General features: G+C 67.2%; 23 protein-coding genes. 13 read left to right on the top strand and 10 right to left on the bottom strand.

The window, feature by feature from the left end:
• Positions 1 to 71: 71 nt before the first annotated feature.
• Positions 72 to 860, bottom strand: a complete 789-nt coding sequence (locus ABT392_RS03935; protein ID WP_334278811.1) for an IclR family transcriptional regulator — start codon at positions 858 to 860, stop codon at positions 72 to 74.
• A 117-nt stretch (positions 861 to 977) separates the two neighbouring features.
• Between ABT392_RS03935 and ABT392_RS03940 the strand changes: the two genes are divergently transcribed.
• Genes ABT392_RS03940 through fahA form a run of 5 tightly spaced genes read left to right on the top strand, consistent with a single transcriptional unit; the run spans position 978 to position 5,730 of the window.
• Positions 978 to 1,943: an MBL fold metallo-hydrolase gene (locus tag ABT392_RS03940; RefSeq protein ID WP_395386540.1), complete on the top strand. Its 966-nt coding sequence runs from the start codon at positions 978 to 980 to the stop codon at positions 1,941 to 1,943.
• 14 nt (positions 1,944 to 1,957) lie between these two features.
• Positions 1,958 to 2,503: a VOC family protein gene (locus ABT392_RS03945; RefSeq protein ID WP_395386539.1), complete on the top strand. Its 546-nt coding sequence runs from the start codon at positions 1,958 to 1,960 to the stop codon at positions 2,501 to 2,503.
• Positions 2,504 to 2,515: 12 nt separating this feature from the next.
• Positions 2,516 to 4,192 (top strand): FAD-dependent oxidoreductase, encoded by a 1,677-nt coding sequence (locus ABT392_RS03950; RefSeq protein ID WP_395386538.1) that lies wholly within the window; start codon positions 2,516 to 2,518, stop codon positions 4,190 to 4,192.
• 3 nt (positions 4,193 to 4,195) lie between these two features.
• Positions 4,196 to 4,414, top strand: coding sequence for a DUF2783 domain-containing protein (locus ABT392_RS03955; RefSeq protein ID WP_334278814.1), 219 nt, complete (start codon positions 4,196 to 4,198; stop codon positions 4,412 to 4,414).
• Complete coding sequence (fahA, locus tag ABT392_RS03960) at positions 4,411 to 5,730, top strand: fumarylacetoacetase (protein ID WP_395386537.1); 1,320 nt, start codon at positions 4,411 to 4,413, stop codon at positions 5,728 to 5,730. The genes ABT392_RS03955 and fahA overlap by 4 nt, the downstream gene beginning before the upstream one ends.
• Before the next feature lie 501 nt (positions 5,731 to 6,231).
• Here the strand turns inward: fahA and ABT392_RS03965 are convergent.
• Positions 6,232 to 7,116 (bottom strand): hypothetical protein, encoded by an 885-nt coding sequence (locus tag ABT392_RS03965; protein WP_395386536.1) that lies wholly within the window; start codon positions 7,114 to 7,116, stop codon positions 6,232 to 6,234.
• A 104-nt stretch (positions 7,117 to 7,220) separates the two neighbouring features.
• Positions 7,221 to 8,114 carry a hypothetical protein gene (locus tag ABT392_RS03970; RefSeq protein WP_395386535.1) on the bottom strand — a complete coding sequence of 298 codons (894 nt, stop codon included), beginning with the start codon at positions 8,112 to 8,114 and terminating at the stop codon, positions 7,221 to 7,223.
• A 206-nt stretch (positions 8,115 to 8,320) separates the two neighbouring features.
• Between ABT392_RS03970 and ABT392_RS03975 the strand changes: the two genes are divergently transcribed.
• From ABT392_RS03975 to ABT392_RS03985, 3 genes are read left to right on the top strand one after another with little or no spacing between them, the layout of a single operon-like run.
• Entirely contained in the window at positions 8,321 to 9,349 is a 1,029-nt protein-coding gene (locus ABT392_RS03975; RefSeq protein ID WP_395386534.1) for a TRAP transporter substrate-binding protein, read from the top strand.
• A 6-nt stretch (positions 9,350 to 9,355) separates the two neighbouring features.
• On the top strand, positions 9,356 to 9,820 hold the full coding sequence (locus ABT392_RS03980) for a TRAP transporter small permease (protein ID WP_334278819.1): 465 nt from the start codon (positions 9,356 to 9,358) through the stop codon (positions 9,818 to 9,820).
• Positions 9,817 to 11,136, top strand: a complete 1,320-nt coding sequence (locus ABT392_RS03985) for a TRAP transporter large permease (RefSeq protein ID WP_395386533.1) — start codon at positions 9,817 to 9,819, stop codon at positions 11,134 to 11,136. Before ABT392_RS03980 ends, ABT392_RS03985 begins: the two co-directional genes overlap by 4 nt.
• On the opposite strand, the gene ABT392_RS03990 is transcribed toward ABT392_RS03985, so the two are convergent.
• From ABT392_RS03990 to ABT392_RS04000, 3 genes are read right to left on the bottom strand one after another with little or no spacing between them, the layout of a single operon-like run.
• Entirely contained in the window at positions 11,123 to 11,470 is a 348-nt protein-coding gene (locus ABT392_RS03990) for a VanZ family protein (RefSeq protein WP_334278821.1), read from the bottom strand. The two genes, ABT392_RS03985 and ABT392_RS03990, sit on opposite strands and share 14 nt — an antisense overlap.
• Positions 11,467 to 12,129: a trimeric intracellular cation channel family protein gene (locus ABT392_RS03995; RefSeq protein ID WP_334278822.1), complete on the bottom strand. Its 663-nt coding sequence runs from the start codon at positions 12,127 to 12,129 to the stop codon at positions 11,467 to 11,469. The genes ABT392_RS03990 and ABT392_RS03995 overlap by 4 nt, the downstream gene beginning before the upstream one ends.
• A 22-nt stretch (positions 12,130 to 12,151) precedes the next feature.
• Positions 12,152 to 13,315 carry a GGDEF domain-containing protein gene (locus tag ABT392_RS04000; RefSeq protein ID WP_334278823.1) on the bottom strand — a complete coding sequence of 388 codons (1,164 nt, stop codon included), beginning with the start codon at positions 13,313 to 13,315 and terminating at the stop codon, positions 12,152 to 12,154.
• 151 nt (positions 13,316 to 13,466) lie between these two features.
• On the opposite strand from ABT392_RS04000, the gene ABT392_RS04005 reads away from it, so the two are divergent.
• Positions 13,467 to 14,402: a sugar kinase gene (locus tag ABT392_RS04005; protein ID WP_395386532.1), complete on the top strand. Its 936-nt coding sequence runs from the start codon at positions 13,467 to 13,469 to the stop codon at positions 14,400 to 14,402.
• Between the two features lie 120 nt (positions 14,403 to 14,522).
• On the opposite strand, the gene ABT392_RS04010 is transcribed toward ABT392_RS04005, so the two are convergent.
• The 3 genes from ABT392_RS04010 to ABT392_RS04020 all read right to left on the bottom strand — a co-directional run bounded on the left by ABT392_RS04010 (position 14,523) and on the right by ABT392_RS04020 (position 19,326).
• On the bottom strand, positions 14,523 to 15,401 hold the full coding sequence (locus tag ABT392_RS04010; RefSeq protein ID WP_395386531.1) for an acyltransferase: 879 nt from the start codon (positions 15,399 to 15,401) through the stop codon (positions 14,523 to 14,525).
• 69 nt (positions 15,402 to 15,470) lie between these two features.
• Complete coding sequence (locus ABT392_RS04015; protein WP_395386530.1) at positions 15,471 to 16,577, bottom strand: serine hydrolase domain-containing protein; 1,107 nt, start codon at positions 16,575 to 16,577, stop codon at positions 15,471 to 15,473.
• Positions 16,534 to 19,326, bottom strand: a complete 2,793-nt coding sequence (locus tag ABT392_RS04020) for a TonB-dependent receptor (protein ID WP_334278828.1) — start codon at positions 19,324 to 19,326, stop codon at positions 16,534 to 16,536. Before ABT392_RS04020 ends, ABT392_RS04015 begins: the two co-directional genes overlap by 44 nt.
• A gap of 331 nt (positions 19,327 to 19,657) precedes the next feature.
• On the opposite strand from ABT392_RS04020, the gene ABT392_RS04025 reads away from it, so the two are divergent.
• From ABT392_RS04025 to ABT392_RS04040, 4 genes are read left to right on the top strand one after another with little or no spacing between them, the layout of a single operon-like run.
• Positions 19,658 to 21,070 carry a cyanophycinase gene (locus tag ABT392_RS04025; RefSeq protein ID WP_334278829.1) on the top strand — a complete coding sequence of 471 codons (1,413 nt, stop codon included), beginning with the start codon at positions 19,658 to 19,660 and terminating at the stop codon, positions 21,068 to 21,070.
• A gap of 18 nt (positions 21,071 to 21,088) precedes the next feature.
• On the top strand, positions 21,089 to 22,102 hold the full coding sequence (locus tag ABT392_RS04030; protein WP_334278830.1) for a GlxA family transcriptional regulator: 1,014 nt from the start codon (positions 21,089 to 21,091) through the stop codon (positions 22,100 to 22,102).
• Entirely contained in the window at positions 22,095 to 23,159 is a 1,065-nt protein-coding gene (locus tag ABT392_RS04035) for an arginine N-succinyltransferase (protein WP_395386529.1), read from the top strand. The genes ABT392_RS04030 and ABT392_RS04035 overlap by 8 nt, the downstream gene beginning before the upstream one ends.
• A complete protein-coding gene (locus ABT392_RS04040) occupies positions 23,156 to 23,839 on the top strand; it encodes an arginine N-succinyltransferase (protein WP_334278832.1) in 684 nt (227 codons plus the stop codon). Before ABT392_RS04035 ends, ABT392_RS04040 begins: the two co-directional genes overlap by 4 nt.
• A gap of 42 nt (positions 23,840 to 23,881) precedes the next feature.
• Here ABT392_RS04040 and ABT392_RS04045 read toward each other — a convergent pair whose 3' ends face one another.
• Positions 23,882 to 24,661, bottom strand: a complete 780-nt coding sequence (locus ABT392_RS04045; protein ID WP_464970910.1) for a rhamnogalacturonan acetylesterase — start codon at positions 24,659 to 24,661, stop codon at positions 23,882 to 23,884.
• Positions 24,662 to 24,677 lie beyond the last annotated feature (16 nt).

Genomic DNA, 24,677 nt, shown 5'->3' on the forward strand with positions numbered 1-24,677 from the left:
GAAACGGGCCCTTTCGAGGGCCCGTTGCCATTTTGCAAGAGCCGCAGTTGCGGAGTCGGCGCGTGTGTTGATCAGCGCCAGCCCAGCTGGCGCGAAATGTCCCGACCCGCCTCCATGAGACGCCTGGCCACCGGACCATTCGAGTCGAGGTCGACCGCCGCACTCGGGCCGATGGCGGTCAGGCTCAGCACGATGCGGCTCTGATCATCGAACACGGGAGCTGCCAGTGCGCTGACGCCGGGCACCACGCCGTCGCGTGAGCTGGCCAGGCCGATCTCGCGCACCTGGGCCAGCAGCGCCTCGAAAGCCTTGTCCAGTTTGCTGGCCGTGCGGCCCTCCGCACCGGCTTCCATCGCCAGCGCGGCCAAGACACGCTCGCGCGGCAGGTGGGCCGCAAAGAGGCGGCCTGACGCAGTGCCGGCGAGGCTCATCACCGTGCCGTGGCGCATGCTGATGTGAACCGGGCTCGGCGCCTCGGCCACCCGCACGATGGTCGGCCCGCGATTGCCCCAGACGGCAATGGCCACCGTGTGGCCCAGCGCCACCGCCAGTTCCTCGATGCGTGGTGTGGCCAGGCGCACCGGGTCGTACTGCTGCAGGCTGATCAGCCCCAGTTGCAAGGACAGGGGGCCCAGGCCATAGCGCCCACCTTCCTGCTCGACCAGGCCCAGCTTGATGAAGCTGACCAGGTACGGATGGGCCTTGGCCGGGGCCATGCCGGCCTCGCGCGCCAGGTCTTTCAATGCCATCGGCCGGCCCTGCGCAGCCAAGGCAATCAGCAGCTGCCCGCCGACTTCCACGCTCTGGATACCGCGCGGGCTGCGCTCGTTCCCTGGGGCTTGATGCTCTGTATCGCTCATGGGCCGGCAGGCTATCAGACGGCCGCATGGCTTGGTGAAGAAAATTCGCTATAGACGAATTGATTTGCTTTTGGTTAAATCCGGGCCTTGCCGATCCGCCATCAGCCCAAGGCCGCCATGAGCAACCAGAAGACCTTCGCCTCGCAAGCCGACCTGGAAGAGAAAAAGGTCAGCTTCGACAAGCTGTCCGACCACGCCTATGCCTATACGGCCGAGGGCGACCCGAACACCGGCATCGTCATCGGCGACGACGCGGTGATGGTGATCGACACCCAGGCCACGCCGGTGATGGCCGAGGACGTGATCCGGCGCATCCGCGAGGTGACCGACAAGCCCATCAAATACGTGCTGCTCAGCCACTACCACGCGGTGCGCGTGCTGGGTGCGTCGGCCTACAAACCCGAGCACATCATCGCCAGCGAAGACACGCTGGACCTGATCAAGGAGCGCGGCGAGCAGGACAAGGCCAGCGAGATCGGCCGCTTCCCACGCCTGTTCCGCAATGTCGAATCGGTGCCGCCGGGCCTGACCTGGCCGACCCTCACGTTCACCGGCAAGATGACGCTGTGGCTGGGCAAGCTCGAAGTGCAGATACTGCAACTCGGCCGCGGCCACACCAAGGGCGACACCGTGGTCTGGCTGCCGCAGGACAAGGTGCTGTTCTCGGGCGACCTGGTCGAGTTCGATGCCACGCCCTATGCCGGCGACGCCTACTTTCAGGACTGGCCGCAGACGCTCGACAGGCTGGCGGCCTTGAAGCCCGAGAAGCTCGTGCCCGGCCGCGGCCCGGCGCTGCAGAACGCTCAGCAGGTGGCAGACGGCCTGGCTGGCACGCGAGCTTTTGTGAGCGACCTGTACGCGAACGTGAAGGCCGGCGCTGCGGCGGGGCGCGACCTGAACAGCGTCTACCGCGAGACCTACGACAAGCTCAGCGAGCGCTATGGCCACTGGGTGATCTTTGCGCACTGCATGCCTTTTGACGTGACCCGTGCCTACGACGAGGCGCATGGCCACACCGACCCGCGCATCTGGACCGCCGAGCGCGACATCCAGATGTGGAAGGACCTGGAAGGACAACAGTGAGGGAGATGAACGCCATGGAAAAGATCGAGCGCATTCACCACGTGGCCTACCGCTGCCTGGACGCCAAGGCCACGGTGGAGTGGTACGTCAAGCACCTGGGCATGGAGTTCGTGCTGGCCATCGCCGAAGACAAGGTGCCGTCGACCGGCGCCGATGACCCGTACATGCATGTCTTCTTGGACGCGGGCCAGGGCAACGTGCTCGCCTTCTTCGAGCTGCCCAAGTCCGCGACGATGGGCCGCGACGAGAACACGCCGCTGTGGGTGCAGCACATCGCCTTCAAGATCGGCAGCATGGGCGAGCTTGAGTCGGCCAAGGCGCGCCTGCAGGCCGCTGGCATCGACGTGCTGGGCCCGACCGACCACACGATCTTCAAGAGCATCTATTTCTTCGACCCCAACGGCCACCGGCTGGAGCTGGCGGTCGACGTGGGAACCGAGCCGATGTACCGCCAACTCGATGCCTGCAAATGGGAGATGCTGGACGAGTGGGCAGCCACGCGCCGCGCGCCCAAGCATGCGGCCTGGATGCATGACAAGGCGCTGCCGGCGCCGGTCTGAGCGGGCTGTCTGATGCAGGCCACCTACAGCTATCCGGAGTACGCCTACCGGCAGAGCGCCGAGCAGTCGACTGGTGCGCTGCGCCGCCATCCGGTGGTGATCGTCGGCGCCGGTCCGGTGGGCCTGACGCTGGCGCTCGATTGCGCCGCGCGCGGCCTCGCCGTCGTGCTGCTGGACGACAACAACAGCGTGTCGCTGGGCTCACGGGCGGTCTGCTATGCCAAGCGGCCGCTGGAGATCTGGCAGCGCCTGGGTGTGGCTGAAGCGCTGGTCGAGAAGGGCGTGCGCTGGCAGGTCGGCAAGGTCTTCTTCGGCGACACGCTGGCCTACCAGTTCGACCTGCTGCCCGAGGACGGCCACCAGCAGCCGGCGATGATCAATCTGCAGCAGTACCACCTGGAGCAGAAGCTGGTCGAGGCGGCGCAGGAACAGCCCCTGATCGACCTGCGCTGGAAGCACCGTGTGACGGCGCTGGAGCAGGGCGGCGAGGCGGTGACGCTGACGGTGGAGACACCCGATGGCAGCTTCGCGATGCAGGCCGAATGGCTGCTGGCCTGCGATGGCGCCAACAGCGATGTGCGCGCCATGCTGGGCGCGGAGTTCAAGGGCCAGGCCTTTCAGGACCGCTTCCTGATTGCCGATGTGGTGATGAAGGCGGAATTTCCGACGGATGTGGAGCCCCCGGCCGCCGGATACGGCGACCGCCCCCCGAGGGGGCCCGGCGCGGCCTTGGGGCGGCCCGGCGCCCGGCCGGAGCGCTGGTTCTGGTTCGACCCGCCGTTTCATCGTGGCCAGTCGGCGCTGCTTCACAAGCAGAGCGATGGCGTCTGGCGCATCGATTTCCAGCTTGGCTGGCAGGCCGACCCGGTGGAAGAGAAGAAGCCGGAGAAGGTGATTCCGCGCATCCGCGCGATGCTCGGCGAGGAGGCCGAGTTCGAGCTTGAGTGGGTATCGGTCTACCAGTTCGCCTGCCGCCGCATCGGGCAGATGCGCCATGGCCGCGTGATCTTTGCCGGCGATTCGGCGCACCAGGTGTCGCCCTTCGGCGCACGCGGCGCGAACAGCGGTGTGCAGGATGCCGACAACCTTGCCTGGAAGCTGGCTGCCGTGCTGCGCGGCGAAGCGCCTGACGCCCTGCTGGACAGCTATCACGCCGAGCGCTCCGCTGCGGCTGATGACAACCTCCTGAACTCGACCCGCTCGACCGACTTCATCACCCCCAAGACCCGCGCCTCGCTGCGCCTGCGCAATGCGGTGCTGGAACTGGCGCGCAGCGAGCCCTTTGCCCGGCCCCTGGTCAACAGTGGCAGGCTGTCGACGCCGACGCCCTATCTGGATTCGCCCTTGAACACGGCCGATGCCGAAGCCTTCGAAGGCCGCATGAAGCCAGGCTCGGCTTGCGCCGATGCGCCGGTGCAGGTGAATGGGCGTGCCGCCTGGTTGCTGCCCACGCTGGCCCAGGGCTTCACCCTGCTGAGCTTTGGCCCGGCAGACGAGGTGCCCGGCGTGCAGCACCTGGAAGTGGGGCGCGACTTGATCGATGAACAAGGCCTGCTCGCGCAACGCTACGACGCAAGACCTGGCACCTGCTACCTGATCCGCCCCGACCAGCATGTGGCCGCGCGCTGGCGCCGCTTCGATGCAGCAGCCGTGAGCGCTGCGCTGGACCGCGCACTTGCGAGGCAATAGGCCATGGCCCTGACGCGAACACCCAACATCCCCGATGTCGACGGCTTCTACGAGCAGCTGATCGCTGCGCAGCGCGACCTGAGCGACGAGCAGGCCGACATGCTGCTGGCCAAGCTGGTGCTGATCCTGGCCAACCAGGTGGGCGACCGCGCCGTGCTTGGCGAGGCCATCGAGCTGGCCCGCAGCAATACCCTGAACTCCACCGATCCACAGCCCCGATGATCAAGACCGACCACACCCACGACCCCGCCGCACAGAGCTGGGTGGTCAGCGCCAACCAGGCGAGCAGCGAATTCCCGATTCAGAACCTGCCCTTCGGCGCTTTCCGGCGCCGCGGCAGCGATGAAGATGCGCGCATCGGCGTGGCCATTGGTGACCAGATCCTGGACCTCAGGCACGCGGCCGAGCTGGGCCGCTGGAGCGCGGACATCCAGGCGCTGCTGGCGCCGCTCGCGCAAGGCGACCTGAACGCCTTCATGGGCCAGCCACCGGCCGCCCGCCTGGCTCTCCGTCATGCGCTCTTCGAGGCCTTGCTGACCGGCTCCAAGCAAGAGGCCGCCTTGCGCACTGCCTTGCTGGCGCAGAGCGAGGCCGAGATGCTGATGCCGTGCCGGGTCGGCGACTACACCGACTTCTACACCGGCATCCACCATGCCACCACGGTGGGCAAGCTGTTCCGCCCCGACAACCCGCTGCTTCCCAACTACAAGTGGGTGCCCATCGGCTATCACGGCCGCAGCTCGTCGATTGGTGTCAGCGGCATGGCGATCCGCCGGCCCTGGGGCCAGCGCAAGGCGCCGGATGCCGAGGCGCCGGTGTTCGCGCCCAGCCAGCGTCTGGACTATGAGCTGGAGCTGGGTGCCTTCGTGGCCGGCGGCAATGCACTGGGCGAGCCCATCGGCATTGAGAAGGCCGAGCAGCATCTGTTCGGCCTGAGCCTCCTGAACGACTGGTCGGCGCGCGACATCCAGCCCTGGGAATACCAGCCGCTGGGGCCCTTCCTGGCGAAGAATTTCGGCACCACGATCTCGCCCTGGATCGTGACCATGGAAGCGTTGGCGCCATTTCGTTGCACCTTCGAGCGCCCCGCGGAAGACCCGCAGCCCCTGGCCTATCTCGATTCGGCACAGAACCGCGCACAGGGGGCCTTCAATATCGAACTGGAAGTCTGGCTGCAGACCGCTGCGATGCGCGAAGGCGGCCTGCCGGCCCAGCGGCTTTCGCAATCGAACTTCCGCGACGCCTACTGGACGGTCGCGCAGATGCTGACCCACCATGCCAGCGGTGGCTGCAATATGAGCAGTGGCGACCTGTTGGGCAGTGGCACGCAGAGCGGCCCGCTGCCTGAGCAGGGCGGCTCGCTGCTGGAGTTGAGCCAGGGCGGCAAGCAGGCGCTCGTGCTCGCCAACGGCGAGCAGCGGACCTTCCTGCAGGACGGCGACACGCTCAGCCTGCGCGGCCGCGCCACGGCGCCGGGCGCGCGCAGCATCGGCTTCGGCGACTGCTGGGCAACGCTGCTGCCGGCGCGGGCGGCCTGAGAAAAGGGGCTCATCGCCGGCTTCCAGGGATGTCTCTTGGCGGCACGTAGCAGTCGTTCGCTTCGCGTTTGCAGAGGTCGGGCGGTAGGCACAGGCTGGCCCCGCCACCGGGCTCATGGTGCGCGGGTTGGCCTCTCGGCCAACTCCCCTCGGTGCTCGCATCACGGGCCGGCGGCGCGCAACTCGCTGCGCTCACCTTCGGCTCGCTCCGCTCAGACAGGGCGCGCCAAGTCAGTTGTTGAAGCGTGCTGCGCACGCCCGGCCCGTGCTGCTGCGCTCTCGGCCGCGCACAAATCGCCCGGCAGCGGGGCCAGCCTGTGCCCGTGCAGCGTTCGTGGCCTGCGAGCAAACACCCCCACGCGGCGCTGCGTTGCCCGGGCTGCCGTGCAACGCTCTCCCGAAGTGGCTTCGCGAACGACTGCTACGTGCCGGTTGGAGCGTTCGCCGCAGATCGACGAAGGACCAAGAAAAAGGCCGCCCGTGGTGCCGGCCTTGCTGGGCTTACTGTGCCTTGGTCGGCGGTGGCGTGATGGCCTTGGGCGCGCCCACCTCGACCGTGCCGCGCACCGACTTGTAGGCCGACTTCTCGGCCAGGTCGAGCAGCTTGCCGAAGACCTCGGCCGTCGTCAGCTGGCCGCTCACGTCGCGCGCGACCGAGTCGGGATCGTGGTACTTGACGCTGTCCATCTGCGGCTTGCGTGACAGCACCTTCAGTGTCTTCGCATCCAGCGTCACCCGGTCAAAGTAGAAGTAGGGCGCCACATAGGTCGAGTAGTTCGACTTCTCGCCGGTGCGCGGATTGATGGTGTGATAGTCGCCCGCACGCTCTTCGCGCTCCACGACGCCGCCTTCCGTGTCAATGTCGATCGAGTTGCGCGCCAGCGGCTGCACATAGACACCGATGCCGTTGAGCTTGGTGCCCAGACCCTTGACGCCGTGGTAGTTGTAGTGGGGAAGCACGGCCTCGATGCGGTCCCATTGCTTGCGGTCCGGCACAAACTCCAGATGCTTGCGCAGGGCATCGAGCAGTTGCTCGTTGCGGTCCTTGCTGCTGACCTGGTTCAGGGCCTTGGTCAACTCGGCCGGCGGATTCCAGCTGAGCAGCACGCGGCGGGCCCCAGGCTCTTCCAGCTCGATGGCCCGGTCCAGGCCACGCAGCACGGCGTAGTTGAGTTGCTGGCCTTCGAGCTGCAGGGTCTGGCGCGTGAACGGCTCGATGTGGCTGCCGGTGCCCTGGCGCTGGCGCACGAAGCTGAGCTGGTCGCCGACGGCGGCCATCAGGGCCACGGTGCCGGGAGTCTCGGTCTGCACGCGCTGTGCCAACGCGGGGCTCAAGCCGAGCAGGGCCGCAATGGCGACGCCACTCAGCCGACGGTGATGAGTCATCGGAAATCCTCCTTTGCTGGATAGCTGTTGTTTTGTATCTGGCGGCCGGAAAGTTCCCGGCTCCCGGAACCGCCTGCCAGAATTGTCTATGTTATTTTTTCGGCTCAGCGCGGCGCCGATGCAGGCGGCGTGATGGCGCGGGCCGGCCCGACCTCGACCTCGCTCTTGCCGCGCACCGACTGGTAGGCCGAACGCTCGGCCAGTACCAGCAGGCGGCCCAGCATGTCCTTGATCGGGACCTGGTTGCTCACGTCGATGGCGGCCGACGTGGGGTCGTTGTATTTGATGTTGTCGTACTGCGGCTTGCGGGCGAGTACCGCCAACGTCTTCGCATCGAGCGTCACGCGGTCAAAATAGAAGTAGGGCGCGACAAAAGTTGATTCCTTGGCGGTCTCTCCGGTCTTCGGATTGACCGTCTTGTTCGCGCCGTCGTTGGTCATGCTGTTGCTGACCTCACCGTTCTCGTCGAACTCCACCGAGCCCGACTGCAGCGGCTGGACATAGACACCCATGCCGCCCAGCTTGCCCGCCATGCCCTGGCGCTCCAGGTGGGAGTAGCGTGGCAGCACGGCCTCGATGCGGTCCCAGCCTTCGCGCTGGGGCAGCCCGCGCAGATGCTCGCGCAAGGCCTCAAGAAGCAGCTCGTCCCGCTTGGCGCCGTAGCTCTTCTCGATGGCCACGCCCACCTCCGCTGGCGTCGTCCAGCTCAGGAATACGCGCTGCGAGTCGGGCTCGTCCAGCTCGAGGGCCTTGTCCAGGCCGCGCAGCACGGCAAAGTTCAGCGCCTGGCTGTTGATGGCCACGCTGTTGCGTGTGTAGGGTTCGATATGGCTGCCCGTGCCTTGGCGCTGCCGCACAAAGCTCAGCTTGTTGCCCACCGCGGCCACCAGGGCGATGACGGCCGGCTTCTTGGCCGCCGGCGAAGGCGTCTGGGCCTGTGCCTGGGCATTGCAGCCCAGCAGCAGGGCCAGGCCGGCGGCGATCATCGGCATCTTCATTGTTCTGACTCCTGTGACTCCTGGGTGGAGAACCTGCCGCGGGGAAGGATAGCAGTGGCGTGTAAAGATGCCGGAGGGCATGGGCCGACGGCGAGCGCCACGCGTGCTGACTGCGGCCGCCCCTTCGCAAGGGCAAACGCCAGTGCTGGGCGAGCGGCCCGCGCCTACCATCTGCAACCTGGTCGACAAGAGGACGGAGACATGTGATGAACCTCTACAAGAAATCGCTGCTCAGCCTGGCACTGGCGCTGGCTGCGCCACTGGGCATGGCCCAGGAGGTGACGCTCAAGGTCCATCACTTCTGGCCGCCCGGCGCGATGCCTCCGAGCAAGATCCTGCAGCCCTGGTGCGACAAGATCCATGCCGACTCGGGCCACAAGCTGAAGTGCCAGATCTTCCCGGCCATGCAACTGGGCGGATCGCCGGGCCAGTTGATCGACCAGGCCAAGGACGGCGTGGTCGACATCGTCTTCACGCTGCCCGGCTACACGGCCGGGCGTTTCCCGATCATGGAGGTGTTCGAGCTGCCCTTCATGACCAACTCGGCCGAGGCTGCGGCACGCTCGGCCTGGGACTTCTACGTCAAGTACGCCAGCAAGGAGTTCGTCGGCATCAAGCCACTGATGTTCAGCACCCATGACGAAGGCTATCTGCACAGCCGCGACAAGCCGATCAAGACCATGGCCGACCTGCGGGGCATGAAGGTCCGCGCCCCGACCCGGCAGACCAATAAGCTGCTGGCCTCGCTTGGCGCAACGCCGGTGGCCATGCCCTTGCCGGCGGTGGCCGATGCGGTGAGCAAGGGCACGATCGATGGGTTCGCACTGCCCTGGGAAGTGATCCCTTCGGTCAAGCTGCATGAGATGGTCAAGTACCACACCGAGACCGACCCTAGCCGGCCGGCGCTCTACAGCGCGGTCTTCATCCTGGCGATGAATCAGGCGAAGTACGACAGCTTGCCGGCCGATCTGAAAGCGGTGATCGACCGCAACTCGGGGGCCGGCCTTTCACAGCAGGCCGGCAAGGTCTGGGACGAGAGCCAAGCCGTCGGGCGCAAGCCGGCGGTGGACCGCGGCAATGTCTTCCATACGGTGCCTGCTGCCGAGGTCGACCACTGGATCAAGGCCAGCCATCCGCTCTACGACGACTGGGTGGCCGACATGGACAAGCGCGGCCTGCCCGGCAAGCAGATGCTGCAGGATGCGCAGGCGCTGCTGGCCAAGTACAAGAAATAGGCCTTGATGCGCTGGCTGCATCGATTGGCGCTGTGGAGCGCCCTGGCAGGCTGCCTGGCGGCCTGCGCGGTGGCCTTGCTGACGGTGGCCAGCATCGTCGGCCGGCAAGCTGGCAGGCCGATCCAGGGTGACGTGGAACTGAGCCAGTTCGGCATCGCGCTGTGCATCGCGCTGTGCCTGCCCTGGTGCCAATTGCGGCGCGCCAACATCATCGTGGACTTCTTCACCCAGAAGGCGCCGCCGGCGATGAACCGCGCGCTCGATGCCTTGGGCGCTTTCTTGCTGGCGCTGATGGTGGCCCTGCTCGCCTGGCGCTCGACTGTCGGCGCGCAGGCGGTGCGCGAGGCGGGCGAGACGACGATGATTCTGGGCCTGCCGATGTGGCTCAGCTATGCAGCGCTGGCGCCCGGCCTGGCGCTGACGGCGCTCGTGGCTTTTGCTCAGGCCGTCGGCTGGGAGGGCAAGGAGTGAGCGGCGGCACGACAGGCCTGTGGATCTTTGCCGCCATGCTCTTGATGATGGCCTTGCGCGTGCCCATCGCCGCCGCGATGTTCATTCCTGGCGCGGCTGGCTACTTGCTGATGACCAACGACATGGCGCTCCTGAACCTGCTCAAGGGTTCGGCCGTGGCGCGACTCTCGGTCTATGACCTGTCGGTGATTCCGCTGTTCCTCCTGATGGGCCAGTTCTCGACCCAGGGCGGCCTGAGCCGCGCCTTGTTCAAGGCGGCGGCCGCCTTTGTCGGCCACCGGCGCGGTGGCCTGGCCATGGCGGCCATCTTGGCCTCGGCGGCGTTTGGCGCGGTCTGCGGCTCCTCGGTGGCGACCTGCGCCACGATCACGCAAGTGGCCTATGGCGAGATGAAGAAGGGTGGCTATCACGGCCGCCTGTCCACCGCGGTGCTCGCCACCGGCGGCACGCTGGGCATCCTGATTCCGCCTTCGGTGCCGCTGGTGGTCTACGCCATCCTGACCGAACAGAACATCGCCAAGCTGTTTGCAGCGGCCTTCATACCGGGGCTGCTTGCGACGGCCGGCTATCTGATCGTAATCGCCATCTACTGCCGCCTGCGGCCCGAGCTGGCTCAGCCCAGTGCGCGCATCGAGTGGCCCGCGCGCTGGCGCGCACTGCTGGGTGTGTGGCCGCTGGTGGCGATCTTCGTGCTGGTGTTCGGTGGCATCTATGGCGGCCTTTTTTCGCCGACCGAGGGTGCGGCCGTCGGCGCCCTCGGCACCTTCGCTACCGGCGCGCTGGCCGGCGAACTGGGCTGGGCCGGCATCAAGCGCAGCTTCCTGGGCACGGCCGAAACCTCGGCCATGGTGTTCATGATCTTCCTCGGCGCCGACATGATGAATTCGGCCCTGGCGCTCACGCAGATGCCGACGCTGCTCGCCGACTGGGTGGGCCATCTGCAGGTGCCGCCGTTCGCCATCGTCGCCATGATCCTGGCCTTCTACGTGCTGCTGGGCTGCGTAATGGATGAGCTTTCGATGCTGCTCCTGACCATCCCCGTGATCTTCCCGACCGTGATGAGCCTGGACCTCTGGGGCCTGGCCGCCGAGCCCAAGGCGATCTGGTTCGGCATTCTGGTGCTGATGACCGTGGGCATGGGCATGCTGGCGCCGCCTGTGGGGCTGAATGTCTACGTGGTCAACGGCATGGCCAAAGATGTGCCGATGAAGGAGACCTACAAGGGCGTGATGCCCTTCCTGGCCTCGGACGTCTTGCGCATGCTGTTGCTCTTGTGCTTCCCGGTCCTGAGCGTCGGTGTGCTCAAGTGGCTTTGAAGAGGCGCAGCGCCAGTGGCGCGAGCAGATGACCGAGGGCCAGGCCGATGCTGTCGGCCAGCAGGTCGGCCCACTCGCCATCGCGGCCCGGTACCTGCAGCTGCAGCAACTCGACAGTGCCGCCATAGGCGAGCAGGCCAAGAAAAAGGGCGAGCCAGTGCCGCGGCCAGGCCAGGCGGCCGCTCACCATCAGGCTGGCGAAGGCGAGCAGGTGGTTGCTCTTGTCCCAGCCGGTCGTGAGCTCGCGCGGCGGCTGTGGCGTCAGCGCCAGCCAGCCGATGGTCAGCAGCAGCACCAGGAACGCAAGCGCGAAAGGCAGGCGCGAACGCGTCATCGTTCCGGACCGCCCGCTTGCCAGCTGGGCAGCGTGTAGCCTGTCCAGAGCGCGGCGGCGCGCAGCAGCGTGGCGGTGCCGGCCGCCAGCACCAGGCCGATGGAATGACTGAGCTCCAGTTGCTGGGCCGCCACCGTCACCCAGGCGCCGGCGAAGGAGCAGATCGCGTAGGGCCGGTGGTCGCGGAAGGCGCTGGGAATCTCGTTGCAGACGATGTCGCGCAGCACGCCGCCGAACACCGCCGTGATCACGCCCATCAGCACGGCGACGACGGCCGGCTGCTGCATGTCCAATGCGATCTGCGTGCCGCCCGCGGTGAACAGGCCGAGGCCGATGGCATCCGGCCATTGCATCGCTCGCTCGGTGACCGCGAGATGCCGGCTGCGCATGAAGAGCATGGCGCCGATGCACAAGGCCAGCAGGGCCCACAGCCACAGCGCATGCTCGACCCAGAAGAAGGGCCGGCGGTCCAGCAGCACGTCGCGCAAGGTGCCGCCGCCAAAGGCGGCAAGACCTGCCACCACGCAGATGCCCACCGCGTCGAGCCGCTTGCGCGCTGCCTCCAGCAGGCCCGACAGCGCAAATGCGATGGTCGCTACCGCCTCGATCACCACCTGTGCATTGGACAGGGTGAACAGCGTCGTCTTGATTGCACTCATGGGGCCGGATCTTAGGGCCCGTTCAAGCGCTCACCACCCGGTGGCGGCCGGCCCGCTTGGCTTCATACATGGCCGCATCGGCACGCTTGAGCAGTGCTTCGAGTGGCTCCCCCGCGGCGCCCTGGCTGGCCACGCCGACACTGGCACTGACGCGCATGGGGCCGGCGTCGGTCTCGAAAGGCGCCTGCTCCAGCGACTGGCGCAGCCGCTCGGCCATGCCGACGGCGGAATCGTTGCCGACATCGAACCAGAGCACGACGAACTCCTCGCCACCCAGGCGCACCGCCAGGTCGTTAGGCCTGACGTGATTTCGCAGCCGCCGGCCGAGCTCCACCAGCACCTGGTCGCCCACGGCATGGCCGTGGCGGTCGTTGATCTGCTTGAAATGATCGAGGTCCAGCATCGCGGCTGCCAATTGCAGCGGCCGCTCCGAGGTGGCGGCACGCTGGTGCAGGCCGAGCAGGCGCTGGTCCAGGCCGCGACGGTTCAGCAGGCCGGTCAGGGGGTCGATCTCGACCAGGGCGAGGATCTTCTGCTGCAGCCGTTCGTTGACCAGCAGCAGCAGGGCAAAGCCTTGCGTCAGCAGCAGCGCGATGAAGGCCAGCAGCCACAGGGCGTTGGCCTGCTCGGTCTGGTTCGCGCTATCAACCGCGCCGGGCATCACCATGCAGGCGCGGCCCCAATGGGCCAGCATCGACAGCATCTGGTCCGAAGCCATCAGCGACAGCGGGAAGCTGGGCCCGGCCTTGAGTGCTCGTAACAAGGGCCACAACGTCAGCGCGCGCAGCAGGCCGGCGCCGTAGAGCGACAGGCTCAGCGAGACTCCCAGCGGCTGGCCAGCGCTCACCACCGCCAGAGAAACAAGGGACATCACCGCCATGGCCACGCAGATCGGCACCCAGTAAAGGCGCAGGCCCAGGAAGGCGCGCACACCCAGCAGCACCAGGCCCGAGGACAGCACGCCGCCGATATGGCCAATGGTGTGCAAGGGCAGAGGGCTGCCCAGGAACACCAGCAAGTCGCGCGCCGACTGCGCTAGTACGACGGCAGCGAAGGCGCCGGTCCAGAACCACAGGCCATAGCGCCCCTGGGCTTGCCAGGCGCCACCGACAAGCACCAGCAACATCAGAACCGCGGCCATCAGGTAGACCAGCAGCAGGGTATCGATATGCAGGAAGGGCGGCATACGGACGATTTTGCATGCCGCCGGACCCTGCCGGGCGACTGTTGCCGACATTTGCTCAGGCGCTTGAGCGCCGCTCAGGGTGCGCCCGGGTGCTGGTCCCGGGCGGTCTATGGCATTATTTGGAACATTGTTTCAAATTTGAGATTTCCCGATGACGGTCAAGAAAATCGCCCTGGTCGGCGAATGCATGCTGGAGCTGCAAGGCCAGGCCTTCGGCGCCATGCAGCAAGGCTTTGGCGGTGACACGCTGAACACGGCCGTCTATCTGTCCCGTTGTGGTGCGGCCGCCGGCTTGCAGGTGCTCTACGCGACCGGCCTGGGCGAAGACAGCCTGAGCGCCGGCCTGCTGCAGCGCTGGGCGCAGGAGGGAATCGATGTCAGCCTGGTGCGGCGCATCCCCGGGCGGATGCCGGGGCTCTATCTGATCGAGGTCGATGCCCGGGGCGAGCGCAGCTTCAGCTACTGGCGTGACACCAGCGCGGCCAAGGCCTATTTCGAGAGCCTGACCACACCGTTGGAAGCGCGAGCCGAGGAATGGGATGCCTTCTACCTGAGCGGCATCAGCCTCGCGATCCTGCCGCCAGCCGGGCGCGAGCGCCTGTTCGGCCTGATGCGGCGGCTGCGCGAGCGCGGCGCGCTGGTGGTGTTCGACAACAACTACCGCCCGCGGCTGTGGCCCGATCTGCAGGAGGCCCGCCGCGCCTTCATGCAGGCCTTCGAGCTGTCCAGCCTGGCCTTGATCACGGCGGACGATCACCAGGCCTTGCTGGGCCTGGATACGCTCGAATCCGCCGTCGCTGCAGCGCAGGCCCTGCCGGTGCCCGAACTCCTGATCAAGCGCGGCGCCCTGCCGACGCTGGTGCGCGCAGCAGGGGGTGTCTGGCAGGAGGCTGCCACCGAGAAGGTGGCCAAGGTGGTCGACACCACCGCCGCCGGCGACTCATTCGCCGCCGGCTATTTGTCACGCCGCCTGGCCGGCGCCACGGCACTGGACTCGGCGCTGTTCGCCAACCGGCTGGCGGCGCGGGTCATCCAGCATCGTGGTGCCTTGATTCCGCGCGAGGCGATGGCCGACTTGGCTCGGTAGCAGTCATGCGGATGGCAGCACGTCCTGGGCGGGGTGCATGCATGGCCGCTGCATACCAGCGCTAGGGCCAAGGGCACGGGTACGGGCAAGGGCCGGGCGCTAGGCGTCTGCCGCGCCAGCTCAGTCGCGCCTCACCAGCTGCTCGATCAGTTCGTCCTTCTCGACCCACTGGCCTTCGATCCAGCCAGAGATGCGGCTTCGCTGCACCTTGTCGGTCATCGGATTGCCGCCAACCACTTCGGCCGGAATCTCGCGGCGCTGCACCCGCACCACGACGCGTCCGCAATGGCCGCTGAGCAGTTGCCAGAACGTGGGCGTGCCGTCCGGGTAGGCCAGGGTCACGTCCAGCAAGGCCTCAAACTGCTCGCCCATCGTGGCCAGTGCAATGCCCAGGGCGCCGACCTTGGGTCGCAGCAGATGCTTGTAGGGGCTCTTCTGCTGGGCCTTCTTGGCCTCGGTGAAGCGCGTGCCTTCGACGAAGTTGATCACCGTGGTCGGAATGGTCTTGAACTTCTCGCAGGCCTTGCGTGTGGTCTCCAGGTCGCTGGCGTGCGCGCCGGCGCTGCGGCCGCGCTTCATGAACGGGAAGTCCAGCGCCCACCAGGCCAGGCCGATCACAGGCACCCAGATCAGCTCCTGCTTGAGGAAGAACTTCAGGAAAGGAATGCGGCGATGGAAGACGCGCTGCAGCACCAGGATGTCGACCCAGCTGCGGTGGTTGGGCGAAACCAGGTACCAGCCGCGCAGATTCAAGCCTTCCACGCCCTGCACATCCCATTCGGTGGCGCATACGGCGGCGATCCAGGCGTTGTTGCGGCCCACCCAGCTGCCGGCCAGGCCATTCAGCGCGCTGTCGGCAAATGCCCGCGAGCCGGGTATCACCAGCTTGAGCAGGGCGAACGGAATCATCAGGCTGAAAGTCAGCACCGTGTTGACGGCGAGGAAGGTTCCGGTGAGGGCGCCCAGGAGCGGCGCAGGCAGCAGTTTTCTCAGAAGCATGCGGAACTGTAGCCGGCCTGCGAGCCGATTCGACCTTGCGGCAGATCAATACCCCCGTGCAAGCCTGGTTCAGAGGTCGCCGAGCGTGGCCGCCAATCGTCGCCAGAGCTTGCCGCCGCCCAGGCCGTTGCTGAGCATCAGGAGCGCGCTGCCGCGCTGCACCGAGAACTGGCAGTAGCTGCGGTAGCCCGTGCTGTTGCTGCCGCTGTGATAGGCGATGCGGCCCTGTGCTGCTTCGTCCAGCACCCAGCCCAGGCCCCAGTTCACCTCGCGTCCACGAGCCGGCTCGGGCCGGACCAAGGGCTCGCGGTCACCGGCCTTGACTTGCGGTACCAGCATCGCCGAGCCGAAGTCGGGCTTGAGCATGGCGGCGAGGAAGCGGCCGTAGTCATCGAGGCTGCTGTAAAGCGTGTAGGCCGAATTGGCCCGGGCATAGTCTTGCCGCGGCAGGGCGAGGCCGGCATCGTCATGGCCCCAGGCCCTTCGTGCATCCAGGGCCGGACGCCAGACGAAGGTGCTGCTGTCCATGCCCAGCGGCTTGAACAGCTCGCGCTCGGCCAGAGCCTGCAGGGGCAGGCCGGTGACTTTCTCGACGAGCTGCTGCAGCAGGTAGTAGCCCTCGCCGGAATAGATGAAGCGGTCACCCGGCGCGGCCTGCAGCAGCAGCGGCGCATCGTCACCACCGGCGCGCCAGTTGGGCAGGCCGCTCTGGTGCGAGAGCAGCATGCGCGGCGTGATTCTTTCCTGGCCGGCTTGCACCGTCTCAAACGGGCGGGGCAGGATCTCGACGATGGGCCGGTCGAGCTGCAACTGGCCAGACCGCACCAGCTGCATCGCCAGCCAGGCGAACACAGGCTTGCTCATCGAGGCCAGCTCGAACACGGTGCTCGGGCCCACCGGCTTCTTCTCCGCGCCGCCGCCATGGCCCTGGCAGGCGGACCAGGCGGGCTGGCCGTCCTGCAGCAGCAGCAAGGCCAGGCCCGGTACCTTCAGCTCGGTCATCAGTGCCGGCAACTGCTGCTCGAAGGCCCACAAGCGCGCCCGGTGATCCAGCTGCCTGACTGAAGCGCCCGCCGGCAAGGCCAGGCCCAGGCTGCTCAGCAGCAGGGCTCGGCGCTGCAGCGACGAAGACTCAGCGGAAACGGTACTGCGCGCTGACGTAGAAGGCGCGGCCACGCGGGTCCGTGTAGCTGGGGTCATAGCCCGAGATGAAGAAGTAGGCCTGGTTGGAGAAGGGCGGTGAGGTGTCGCCGAGGTTCTTCACGCCGGCCCGCAAGGTGAGCGAATCGCTGGCCTGCCAGGCACCGCTCAGGTCCCACAGCGAATAGGCCTTCACGCGGTTCGCGCCCACCACCGTGCCGGTGTTGGTGTCGATGGCCGAGTTCTGGTCTTCATAGCCGCTCATGTAGTGGTTGGACAGCGCCAGGCTGAACGGGCCGCGTTCCCAGTCCAGCGTCAGGCGATGACGCCAGCGCTGCACCACGCCGCGCGTGACGAACTTGCCCAGGTTGCTGATGTAGGGGTCGCCATAGCCGGTCTGTTCCTTGGACATCAGCGTCAGCGTGCCGGTCAGGCGCACGCCGAAAGTGCCGACGCCGGTCTTGATGCCGCGGATGTCGGCCATCAGATCCAGGCCCGAGGTCTTGAGCCGGCCGCGGTTCTCCTTCTGCAGCTCGATGAAGCAGATCGAGTTGTCGTCCGGGTCATAGTCGCAACCCGCCAGCTGCTCGTCCTCGCTGTAGCGGTGTGTCAGCGGTTCGTACTTGGAGAGGTTGTTGAGGATCACGTCCTCGCCCAGCGTGGAGATCAGGTCGCGCTTGGTCAGGTAGAAGTAGTCGGCGCTCAGCGTCGTGCCCTTGGTCGGTTCGAACACGATGCCGGTCGAGAACTGGCGCGAGCGCTCGGGCTTGAGCTTCGGGTTGCTGTAGGTGCGCGTGGTCCAGTCGAGCGCGCAGATGCCGAGGTCCCAGTCGTTCTCGGCGCAATAGATCGGGTCGGGCAGGATGGCGCTCGAGCCCACGCGCACCGAGCGGTAGAGGTCGTTCAGCGAAGGTGCGCGGAAACCGGTGCTGACCGAGCCTCGCACCAGCAGCGACTTCATGGGCTGGTAGCGCAGGCCCAGCTTCGGATTGGTCGTGCCGCCGATGTTCTGGTAGTGGTCATGCCGCACGGCGGCCTGCAGCTCCAGCTCCTTGGTGACTGGCGCCACCAACTCGCCGTAGGCTGCCCACATGCTGCGCTTGTAGTCGGTGTTCTGTGCGTCGCCAGGCGTCCAGTCGCCGGTGATGTTGTCGGACAGCAGGAGGTCCGAGGCATGGGACTTGGTCTGCTCGCGGCGCGTCTCGGCGCCCCAGGCCATGGAGAGGTCGCCGCCGTCGAGCTTGGCGATGGCCTTGGAGGCCTTGAAGTCGAGCGAGGTCATGGTGCCGCGGGCGCGGCGCACTTCGTCGTTGACCTGGATGCTGTCAAGGTAGGCCTTGCCGGCAGCGCCCGAGGAGGCGAAGGGGTTGAGCTTTCCGCTCAGGAAGCCCTCAAGCACCTTGTCGTAGAGCACATAGCCGCGCACGTCGCGGTCGGAGACGCGGTTGCTGGACAGGTTGAACGCGGTGTCGTAGTCCCAGCCGCCCATGGTGCCCGTGGCGCCGAGCACCACGCGGTTGCCGGTGCTGGTCAGCTCGCTGGTGCGGTTGCCGGCTTCCAGCATGCGGGTGCGCACCACGACGGTGGCATCGGGGTCGCCGCCGCCCAGGCCCGTGGCCGCCAGCACCGGAATGCCCGAGATCAGCACATCGGCGTCAACGCGGTTGCTGGTGCCCACGTACCAGGTCTTGGCGCTGGACAGCGAGACCTCGGCGAAGACCTGGTGGCCGCCGCCGATGTCGGCCACGGCGCGGCCCAGGAAGCTCTTCTTGTCGGACTTGGGGTAGAGCTCCAGGTCGCGCATGAAGTCGTAGGTGCAGGCGTCTTCGCCACCGATGCCGTCGGGCAGGTACAGCGTGTGCGGCGGCTGGCAGTTCGGCGCACTCAGGTTGATCGTGCGGTTGACGATGGACTTGCCGTTGATCTTGAAGTTCTGGTCCTGCAAATAGTTGCGCTGGCTGCTGGTCAGGCGGATGTTGGCCGGGAAGCCGGCCGACGACAGCAGATGGGGCAGCAGCTCGGGAATCTTCAGGTCGGAAATGAACTGGCGCTGCGCCGTGCTGAGGCGGTCGGTCTTCTGCACATCGAGAACGCCGAAGACATTGAAGCCGTCGCGGGCCAGGTCGCCGAAACCGCCAGCGATCGAGCCGCTGCGCCGGCCGGCGCCGCCTTCCTGGGTGCGGCTGGCGTAGGCATCGAGCTGAACGCCCTGGTAGTCCTTGCGGGTGATGAAGTTGACGACGCCGCCAATGGCGTCAGTGCCGTAGATGGCCGAGGCGCCATCGAGCAGAACTTCAACCCGCTGGATCGCCGCGGCCGGGATGTTGTTCAGGTCCACGCCCGAGTCGTCGCCCGGCGAGGCGAAGTTGGCCATGCGCCGGCCATTCAGAAGCACGAGGGTGGACGAGGCGCCGATGCCGCGCAGATTGGCGGAGTTGAAGCCCATCTGGTCCTTGAAGCCGCCGGTGCCGATGCTCACGCCGTCGGTCAGGTTGTTGGCGCCGGCCGTGATGGTGGCCATGATCTCGGCCGCGGTGGTCACGCCGGCCTTTGCGATGTCCTCGCGGGTGATCACCTGCACCGGCAACGCACCTTCGCTCTCCAGCCGCTTGATCGAGGAACCGGTGATTTCGACCCGGCCGAGCTTGGCGTCCGTGGTGGCGGCGGGTGCCGCAGCCGGCGTGGTGCTGGTCTGGGACCAGGCGGGCAGGCCGATCAGCGAAGCCAGCAGGGCCAGGCTGGCCTGGGCGGTGGCGCTCAGCGGCAGGCGCGAGTTCAACGGCATGGGAATACTCCAGGTTGAAAGGATGCAAAAAGGGGGTCAGGTGTTGACCCAGCTTACAGGCTAGTTCCGCGGTCAGTCTAGGGAACTAGGCCCGCGCCGCGTCAGCGGGTGGCCACGCCCGAGGTCGCCTGCTGGCAAGTCGCTGTCGCATCGATGCAAGCTGTGGCGTGGGTGCCGAAACTGCTGCCGAGCCCGCGCGAGCAGCGTGCTTGCAGCGAAGCGACATGGACTTTTGCGAAATGCCTGCGCCACCATCGAAGGGATGGAGGCGGGCCATGGTGGCTGAGATGATCGCCGCAAGCTTCCACCCTTCATGAGGCAAGATCCCGTCATGACACTCAGCTTCCCAGTTCGTCCGGCCCTGCGCCAGATCCTCTTGCTGGCCTGCACCTGCCTGGTGCTGGCCGGCGCACAGGCTGCCACGCCGACCAAGCCTGCGCCACCCGTCTCGGTGCAACGGCAGCAGGCCGCTGCGCCTGCCGCTGTGCCGGTCCCGGCCACGGTCGACCCGAACGCCATCCGTGGGCACGCCGTACCCATCGGCGGCGCCCTCAAATCAGACAACGACGAGGTCTGGGGGCGCCTGGTTGCCCTGGCCGGTGGCAAGGGTGCGCGCTTCGTGGTCTTCGGTACCGCGTCGGAAGATCCGGAATCCAGCGCCAAGCATGTGGTTGAACTGCTGCAGCGCCGCGGCGCGGTGGCCGAGGCCCTGCCGGTGGCGCCCAAGTTCTCCTGGGTGGACCTGAACAAGGTGGTGCGCGACCCCGCGCTGATAGCCAAGGTGCGCAATGCCAAGGGCGTGTTCTTCACCGGCGGCTCGCAGGAGCGCATCGTCGACGTGTTGTACCCGGGTGGCCAGGTCACGCCAATGCTGGAAGCGATCTGGGACGTCTACCGCCGCGGCGGCGTGGTGTCGGGTACCTCGGCCGGTGCGGCCATCATGAGCACGGTGATGTTCCGGGATGCGCCCAGCGTCATCAGCATCATGAAAGGCCGCTGGACCGAGGGCAAGCAGATCGACCGGGGCCTGGGCTTCGTCGGCCCGGACCTCCTGATCGACCAGCATTTCCTCAAGCGTGGCCGCTTCGGCCGCATGATCCCCTTGATGCTGGCCAAGGGCTACAAGCTGGGTCTCGGTGTGGAAGAGAACTCGGCCGCCGTCATCAAGGGCGATGAGGTCGAAGTGATCGGTGGCAAGGGCGCGCTCCTGGTCGACCTGAGCGACGTCAAGACCGACCTGACCCTGGGCGCGCTGAACCTGACCGGCGCTCGCCTGACCTACCTCGATCATGGTGACCGCTACAACCTCAAGACCCGCATCACCACGCCTTCGGCCGTGAAGCTGCGGGGCCAGAAGCTGGATCCGGTCGCCGCGGGCTACAAGCCTTACTACACCGACCCGCTGTTCTATTCCGACATGCTGGGCGACTCGGCCATCTCTAACGGCATGTCCTACCTGATCGACAGCGTGCTGCCCGAGATCCGCGGCCTGGCCTTCGAGGCCGCGCCCAAGCCCGGCGAATCGCTGAACGATCTCGGCTTTGTATTCCGTCTCTACAAGGGCCCGGGTTCGGTGGGCTGGAGCACCGACGAGCTGGGCCCCGAGGATTACACCGTGGTCAACCTCTACCTGGACATCTTGCCGGTGCGCCTGCCGCAACCGCTCTACCAGCCCTGGGGCGGCGACAAGAAGCCGGCCGAGCCGGCCAACACTGAACGCGACGCGGCCGCCGGCAGCAAGTAGCGAGCGCTGAACTCACTGATGCTGCAACGGCGCTGCGCCTTCCTCCTCTTGCCCGGCTTCGGCCTGGGTTCGCTGGCGGGCGCCACCGAGGCGCTGGCAGCGGTGAATGCCCTGCTGGAGGGCGAGCAGTACGAGAGCTGTCTCCTGGGGCTGGAGCGCAGTGTCACTTCAGCCTGCGGCGTGAGCTTGCAGTGCCAGCTGGCCGGCGAGCTCAGTGAGCAGCGTTTCGATGTGCTCTTTGTCGTGGCTGAGGCCTTGCTGCCCGAGCCCGAGGCGCCGCAGCTGGCCTTGCTGAATTGGCTGCGTGGCTGTGCACGTCAGGGCCTGGTGTTGGGTGGCATTGGCAGCGGCGCGGCCTGGCTGGCCGAGGCCGGTCTCTTGAACGGCTATCGCGCCACCTTGAGCTGGCCGCATATTCCGCTGCTGGCTCAGCGCCATCCCGAGGTGCTGTTCAGCCAGCACCTGTTCGAGCTGGACCGCGAGCGCCTCAGCTGTGCTGCGCACTCGGCAAGCCAGGACTTGCTGATCCATTGGCTGGGCCAGCGCCATGGCGAGCGCCTGGCCCAGGAGCTCGCTGCCAGCCTGGGACTGGAGCGCCTGCGTGGCCGCGATGAGCACCAGCGCCAGCCCCTGGCCGGGCGCCTCGGCCTGAGCGGCAGCGCCGGCACGTCGGCCAAGCTTGCCGAGGCGCTGGCGCTGATGGAAGCCAATCTCGGCGAGCCGCTCAGCACCGAGGAAATCTCGGGCCTGGTGGGTGTCTCGCGCCGGCAGCTGGAGCGGCTCTTCAAGCAGCATCTCGATGCCGTGCCGGCGCGCTGGTACCTGAGCCTGCGGCTGGAGCGGGCACGGCGCATGTTGCGCCAGACCAGCCAGTCGGTGCTGCAGATAGGGCTGTCCTGCGGCTTCGCCTCGGCATCGCATTTCTCAAATGCCTACAAGGCCTGCTTCGGCTGCACACCGCGCGACGAGCGCAGCCGTCACGGCGCGCAATGGCGCGCCGGCCGACCCGACAAGGAGGGCACCCATGACTGATCACAAGATGCTCGATCTGCCCGGCCGCTTCCTCCTGCGCCCGGCGGTGCCGGACGACCTCGTGGCACTGGAGCGGCTGGCGCATGAGCGAGCCATCGGCATCTCCTCGCTGCCGACCGACCGCGCGGCCCTGCTCGACAAGCTGGAGCGCTCGGCCCAGGCCTTCGCCAGCGAGGAGGAGGCCAGCGGCGAGGAGATCTATCTCTTCGTGCTGGAAGACCTGCACGAGGGCAGCCGCATCATCGGCACCAGCGGCATCGAGGCCAGCCCCGGCTTCCAGGACCGCTTCTACAACTATCGCAGCGAGTTCATCGTGCAGGTCAGCGAGGAACTGGGGACGCGCAACCGCATCCACACCCTGCACCTGTGCCACGACCTGACCGGCGTCACACTCTTGACCGGCTTTCACATCGCACCGGCTTATGCGCGGAGCCTGGCGCCGCAGCTGCTGTCGCGGGGGCGTCTGATCTTCATGGCGCAGCAGGCCGAGCGTTTCTCCGACCGGGTGGCCGCCGAGAACCCGGGCCCGGCCGATGAGGATGGCGGCTGCCCGTTCTGGGACGGCGTGGGCCGGCGCTTCTTCGACATGGACTATCCGAGTGCCGAAGCGCTCAACCGCGGCCAGGGCCGGGGCTCGATTGCCGAGCTGCTGCCGCAGTCGCCCATCTATGTGCCGCTGCTCGACGAGGCGGCGCAATGGGCGCTGGGCCAGCTGCATCCGGTGGGCGAGCTGCCCTTCGCTATCCTGATGGACGAGGGCTTTGACACCGACACCTACGTCAACATCTACGACGGCGGGCCGACGGTGGAAGAGCGGCTGCAGTCCTTGAAGACGGTGCGCCGGCTGCATGGCCGGCGCTGCGTGGATGGGCCGATGCAAGCGGCCCACGGGCGGCAACTGGTCAGCAATGGTCGGCGAGCCGACTTCCGAGCCACGCTGGCCTGCCATGACGATGAAAGTCAGGAGTTGGCGCTCGACGCGGCAGCCCGTGCGGCGCTGCGGGTCGAGCCTGGCGATCTGGTGCTGGCGGCAACGCTGGACAGGGAGCTCGCATGAGCAAGGCCACCTGGACATTTCGCGAGTCGGCAACCGGCGAGTCCGGCGATATCGAGCTGTGCCTGGAGCAGGGCGCAGACGCGCTCGCTTCGCTGACCCTCGCCTTTGACATCGGCCTGCGGGAGCCGCGGGCCTGGTATCACGTAGGCTGCGTGGTCCATGCCGCGCGGCCATTGCAGCTGTTCCAGCGCCGCCGCACCTTGCAGTTGGGCAACGACCTGACGGGGGCCAGCGAGCTGGCCTCGATCCGATGGCACCGCGCGGGCCTGGACGAGACTGCCCAGCTCGAAATCCTGAGCCTGTTGCTCGCCGAGGCCGTGCGGCGTGCTCGCACGGCCCGCCCGGACAGCCCCTTGATCGTCGAGCTGCCGGGCGTGCGCGATGCGCAGGGCCTGCCGCCGTTCTGGCAAGGCCTGGGCCAATGCTTCTACGGTGGTGATCTGGCTCTGCAAGGTCCGCGCTGGCGCAGCTGGGTGGCCGCGCTGCTGCCACGTCAGCCGGTGTATGCCTGCTTCCTGCCCGAGTCGGCGCAGGCAGTGATCGGCGTGGCGGGCGAGGGCGCGCAGTTGCTGGCCGAGGCTCTGGAGCTGCAGGGCTTTGCGCCCGATGGCCATGTGGACATCGTCGATGGCGGCCCAGTCTACGCGCTGCCTGCCCAGCGTCTGCAACGGCGCGCCTAGTCGGTCATGCGGCGCCGCCTCGTCGGCCCTCGTTGACCCTCGTCAGCGCCGGCCCGCTTGAGCGGGCGCCAGTTCCGGCCGCAGCTTCAGGAGCTCGCGAGCCACGATGCCGGCAAACAGCGCAGCACCTTTGGGGCCGACATGGGTGCGGTCGAACAGGCTCTTGGGCTGGCCCTGCGGCTCGGTCACGGCGGGGTCTGCTGCTGGCGATGCTGGAGTCGACGATGAGGGCGGCTTCGGCGCCAGTGCCAACGTGTCCGCCTCGTCCTCCCCCATGGCCTGCACCGCGGCCGCGCTGAGCGCATTCAGGTCAAGCACTTGCACGCCCTTGTCCGCCGCGACCTTGCGCGTTGCCTCGGCCCAGGCCAGCAAGTCGTTGTTCAGGCGGCCGTCCTTGAACGAGCGGCGCGTCAGCGGCGTGAGCAGGATCGGCGTGCCGCCGGCGGCGCGAACCTCATCGACATAGGCTGCGAGGTTGACCGGGAACTCGGTGGCGAGATCGGTCGAGCGGCCGGGCTTGCCGGGCTGGTCGTTGTGGCCGAACTGGATCAGCACCAGGTCCTTCTGGCCACCTTCGCGCAGCAGCGCCGTCACGCTGTTCCACAGCCCTTCGGCTCGATAGCTCTTGGTGCTGCGACCGCCGCGCGCCAGGTTCAGGCAGGCCAGCAGCGGGAACTGCTCGCACAGCGCATTGCCATAGCCGCTGCGTGGCGCCATCGTCGAGTCGCCGACCAGGATGAGGCGCAGGCCCAGGGTCTGGGCCGAGGCGCCGGAGATCAGCAGCGCGGCCGCAAGGCCTGCCAGGGTTCGGATGCGCATCATGATTGCCGTGAGGAAA

Source organism: Paucibacter sp. JuS9, assembly GCF_044043925.2.
Taxonomy (GTDB): domain Bacteria; phylum Pseudomonadota; class Gammaproteobacteria; order Burkholderiales; family Burkholderiaceae_C; genus JAUASW01.

Bases quoted from the DNA above. Each gene is read 5' to 3' on its own strand.
- ABT392_RS03935 (WP_334278811.1), bottom strand. From the start codon at position 860: ATGAGCGATACAGAGCATCAAGCCCCAGGGAACGAGCGCAGCCCGCGC.
- ABT392_RS03940 (WP_395386540.1), top strand. From the start codon at position 978: ATGAGCAACCAGAAGACCTTCGCCTCGCAAGCCGACCTGGAAGAGAAA.
- ABT392_RS03945 (WP_395386539.1), top strand. From the start codon at position 1,958: ATGGAAAAGATCGAGCGCATTCACCACGTGGCCTACCGCTGCCTGGAC.
- ABT392_RS03950 (WP_395386538.1), top strand. From the start codon at position 2,516: ATGCAGGCCACCTACAGCTATCCGGAGTACGCCTACCGGCAGAGCGCC.
- ABT392_RS03955 (WP_334278814.1), top strand. From the start codon at position 4,196: ATGGCCCTGACGCGAACACCCAACATCCCCGATGTCGACGGCTTCTAC.
- fahA (WP_395386537.1), top strand. From the start codon at position 4,411: ATGATCAAGACCGACCACACCCACGACCCCGCCGCACAGAGCTGGGTG.
- ABT392_RS03965 (WP_395386536.1), bottom strand. From the start codon at position 7,116: ATGACTCATCACCGTCGGCTGAGTGGCGTCGCCATTGCGGCCCTGCTC.
- ABT392_RS03970 (WP_395386535.1), bottom strand. From the start codon at position 8,114: ATGAAGATGCCGATGATCGCCGCCGGCCTGGCCCTGCTGCTGGGCTGC.
- ABT392_RS03975 (WP_395386534.1), top strand. From the start codon at position 8,321: ATGAACCTCTACAAGAAATCGCTGCTCAGCCTGGCACTGGCGCTGGCT.
- ABT392_RS03980 (WP_334278819.1), top strand. From the start codon at position 9,356: ATGCGCTGGCTGCATCGATTGGCGCTGTGGAGCGCCCTGGCAGGCTGC.
- ABT392_RS03990 (WP_334278821.1), bottom strand. From the start codon at position 11,470: ATGACGCGTTCGCGCCTGCCTTTCGCGCTTGCGTTCCTGGTGCTGCTG.
- ABT392_RS03995 (WP_334278822.1), bottom strand. From the start codon at position 12,129: ATGAGTGCAATCAAGACGACGCTGTTCACCCTGTCCAATGCACAGGTG.
- ABT392_RS04000 (WP_334278823.1), bottom strand. From the start codon at position 13,315: ATGCCGCCCTTCCTGCATATCGATACCCTGCTGCTGGTCTACCTGATG.
- ABT392_RS04005 (WP_395386532.1), top strand. From the start codon at position 13,467: ATGACGGTCAAGAAAATCGCCCTGGTCGGCGAATGCATGCTGGAGCTG.
- ABT392_RS04010 (WP_395386531.1), bottom strand. From the start codon at position 15,401: ATGCTTCTGAGAAAACTGCTGCCTGCGCCGCTCCTGGGCGCCCTCACC.
- ABT392_RS04020 (WP_334278828.1), bottom strand. From the start codon at position 19,326: ATGCCGTTGAACTCGCGCCTGCCGCTGAGCGCCACCGCCCAGGCCAGC.
- ABT392_RS04025 (WP_334278829.1), top strand. From the start codon at position 19,658: ATGACACTCAGCTTCCCAGTTCGTCCGGCCCTGCGCCAGATCCTCTTG.
- ABT392_RS04030 (WP_334278830.1), top strand. From the start codon at position 21,089: ATGCTGCAACGGCGCTGCGCCTTCCTCCTCTTGCCCGGCTTCGGCCTG.
- ABT392_RS04035 (WP_395386529.1), top strand. From the start codon at position 22,095: ATGACTGATCACAAGATGCTCGATCTGCCCGGCCGCTTCCTCCTGCGC.
- ABT392_RS04040 (WP_334278832.1), top strand. From the start codon at position 23,156: ATGAGCAAGGCCACCTGGACATTTCGCGAGTCGGCAACCGGCGAGTCC.
- ABT392_RS04045 (WP_464970910.1), bottom strand. From the start codon at position 24,661: ATGATGCGCATCCGAACCCTGGCAGGCCTTGCGGCCGCGCTGCTGATC.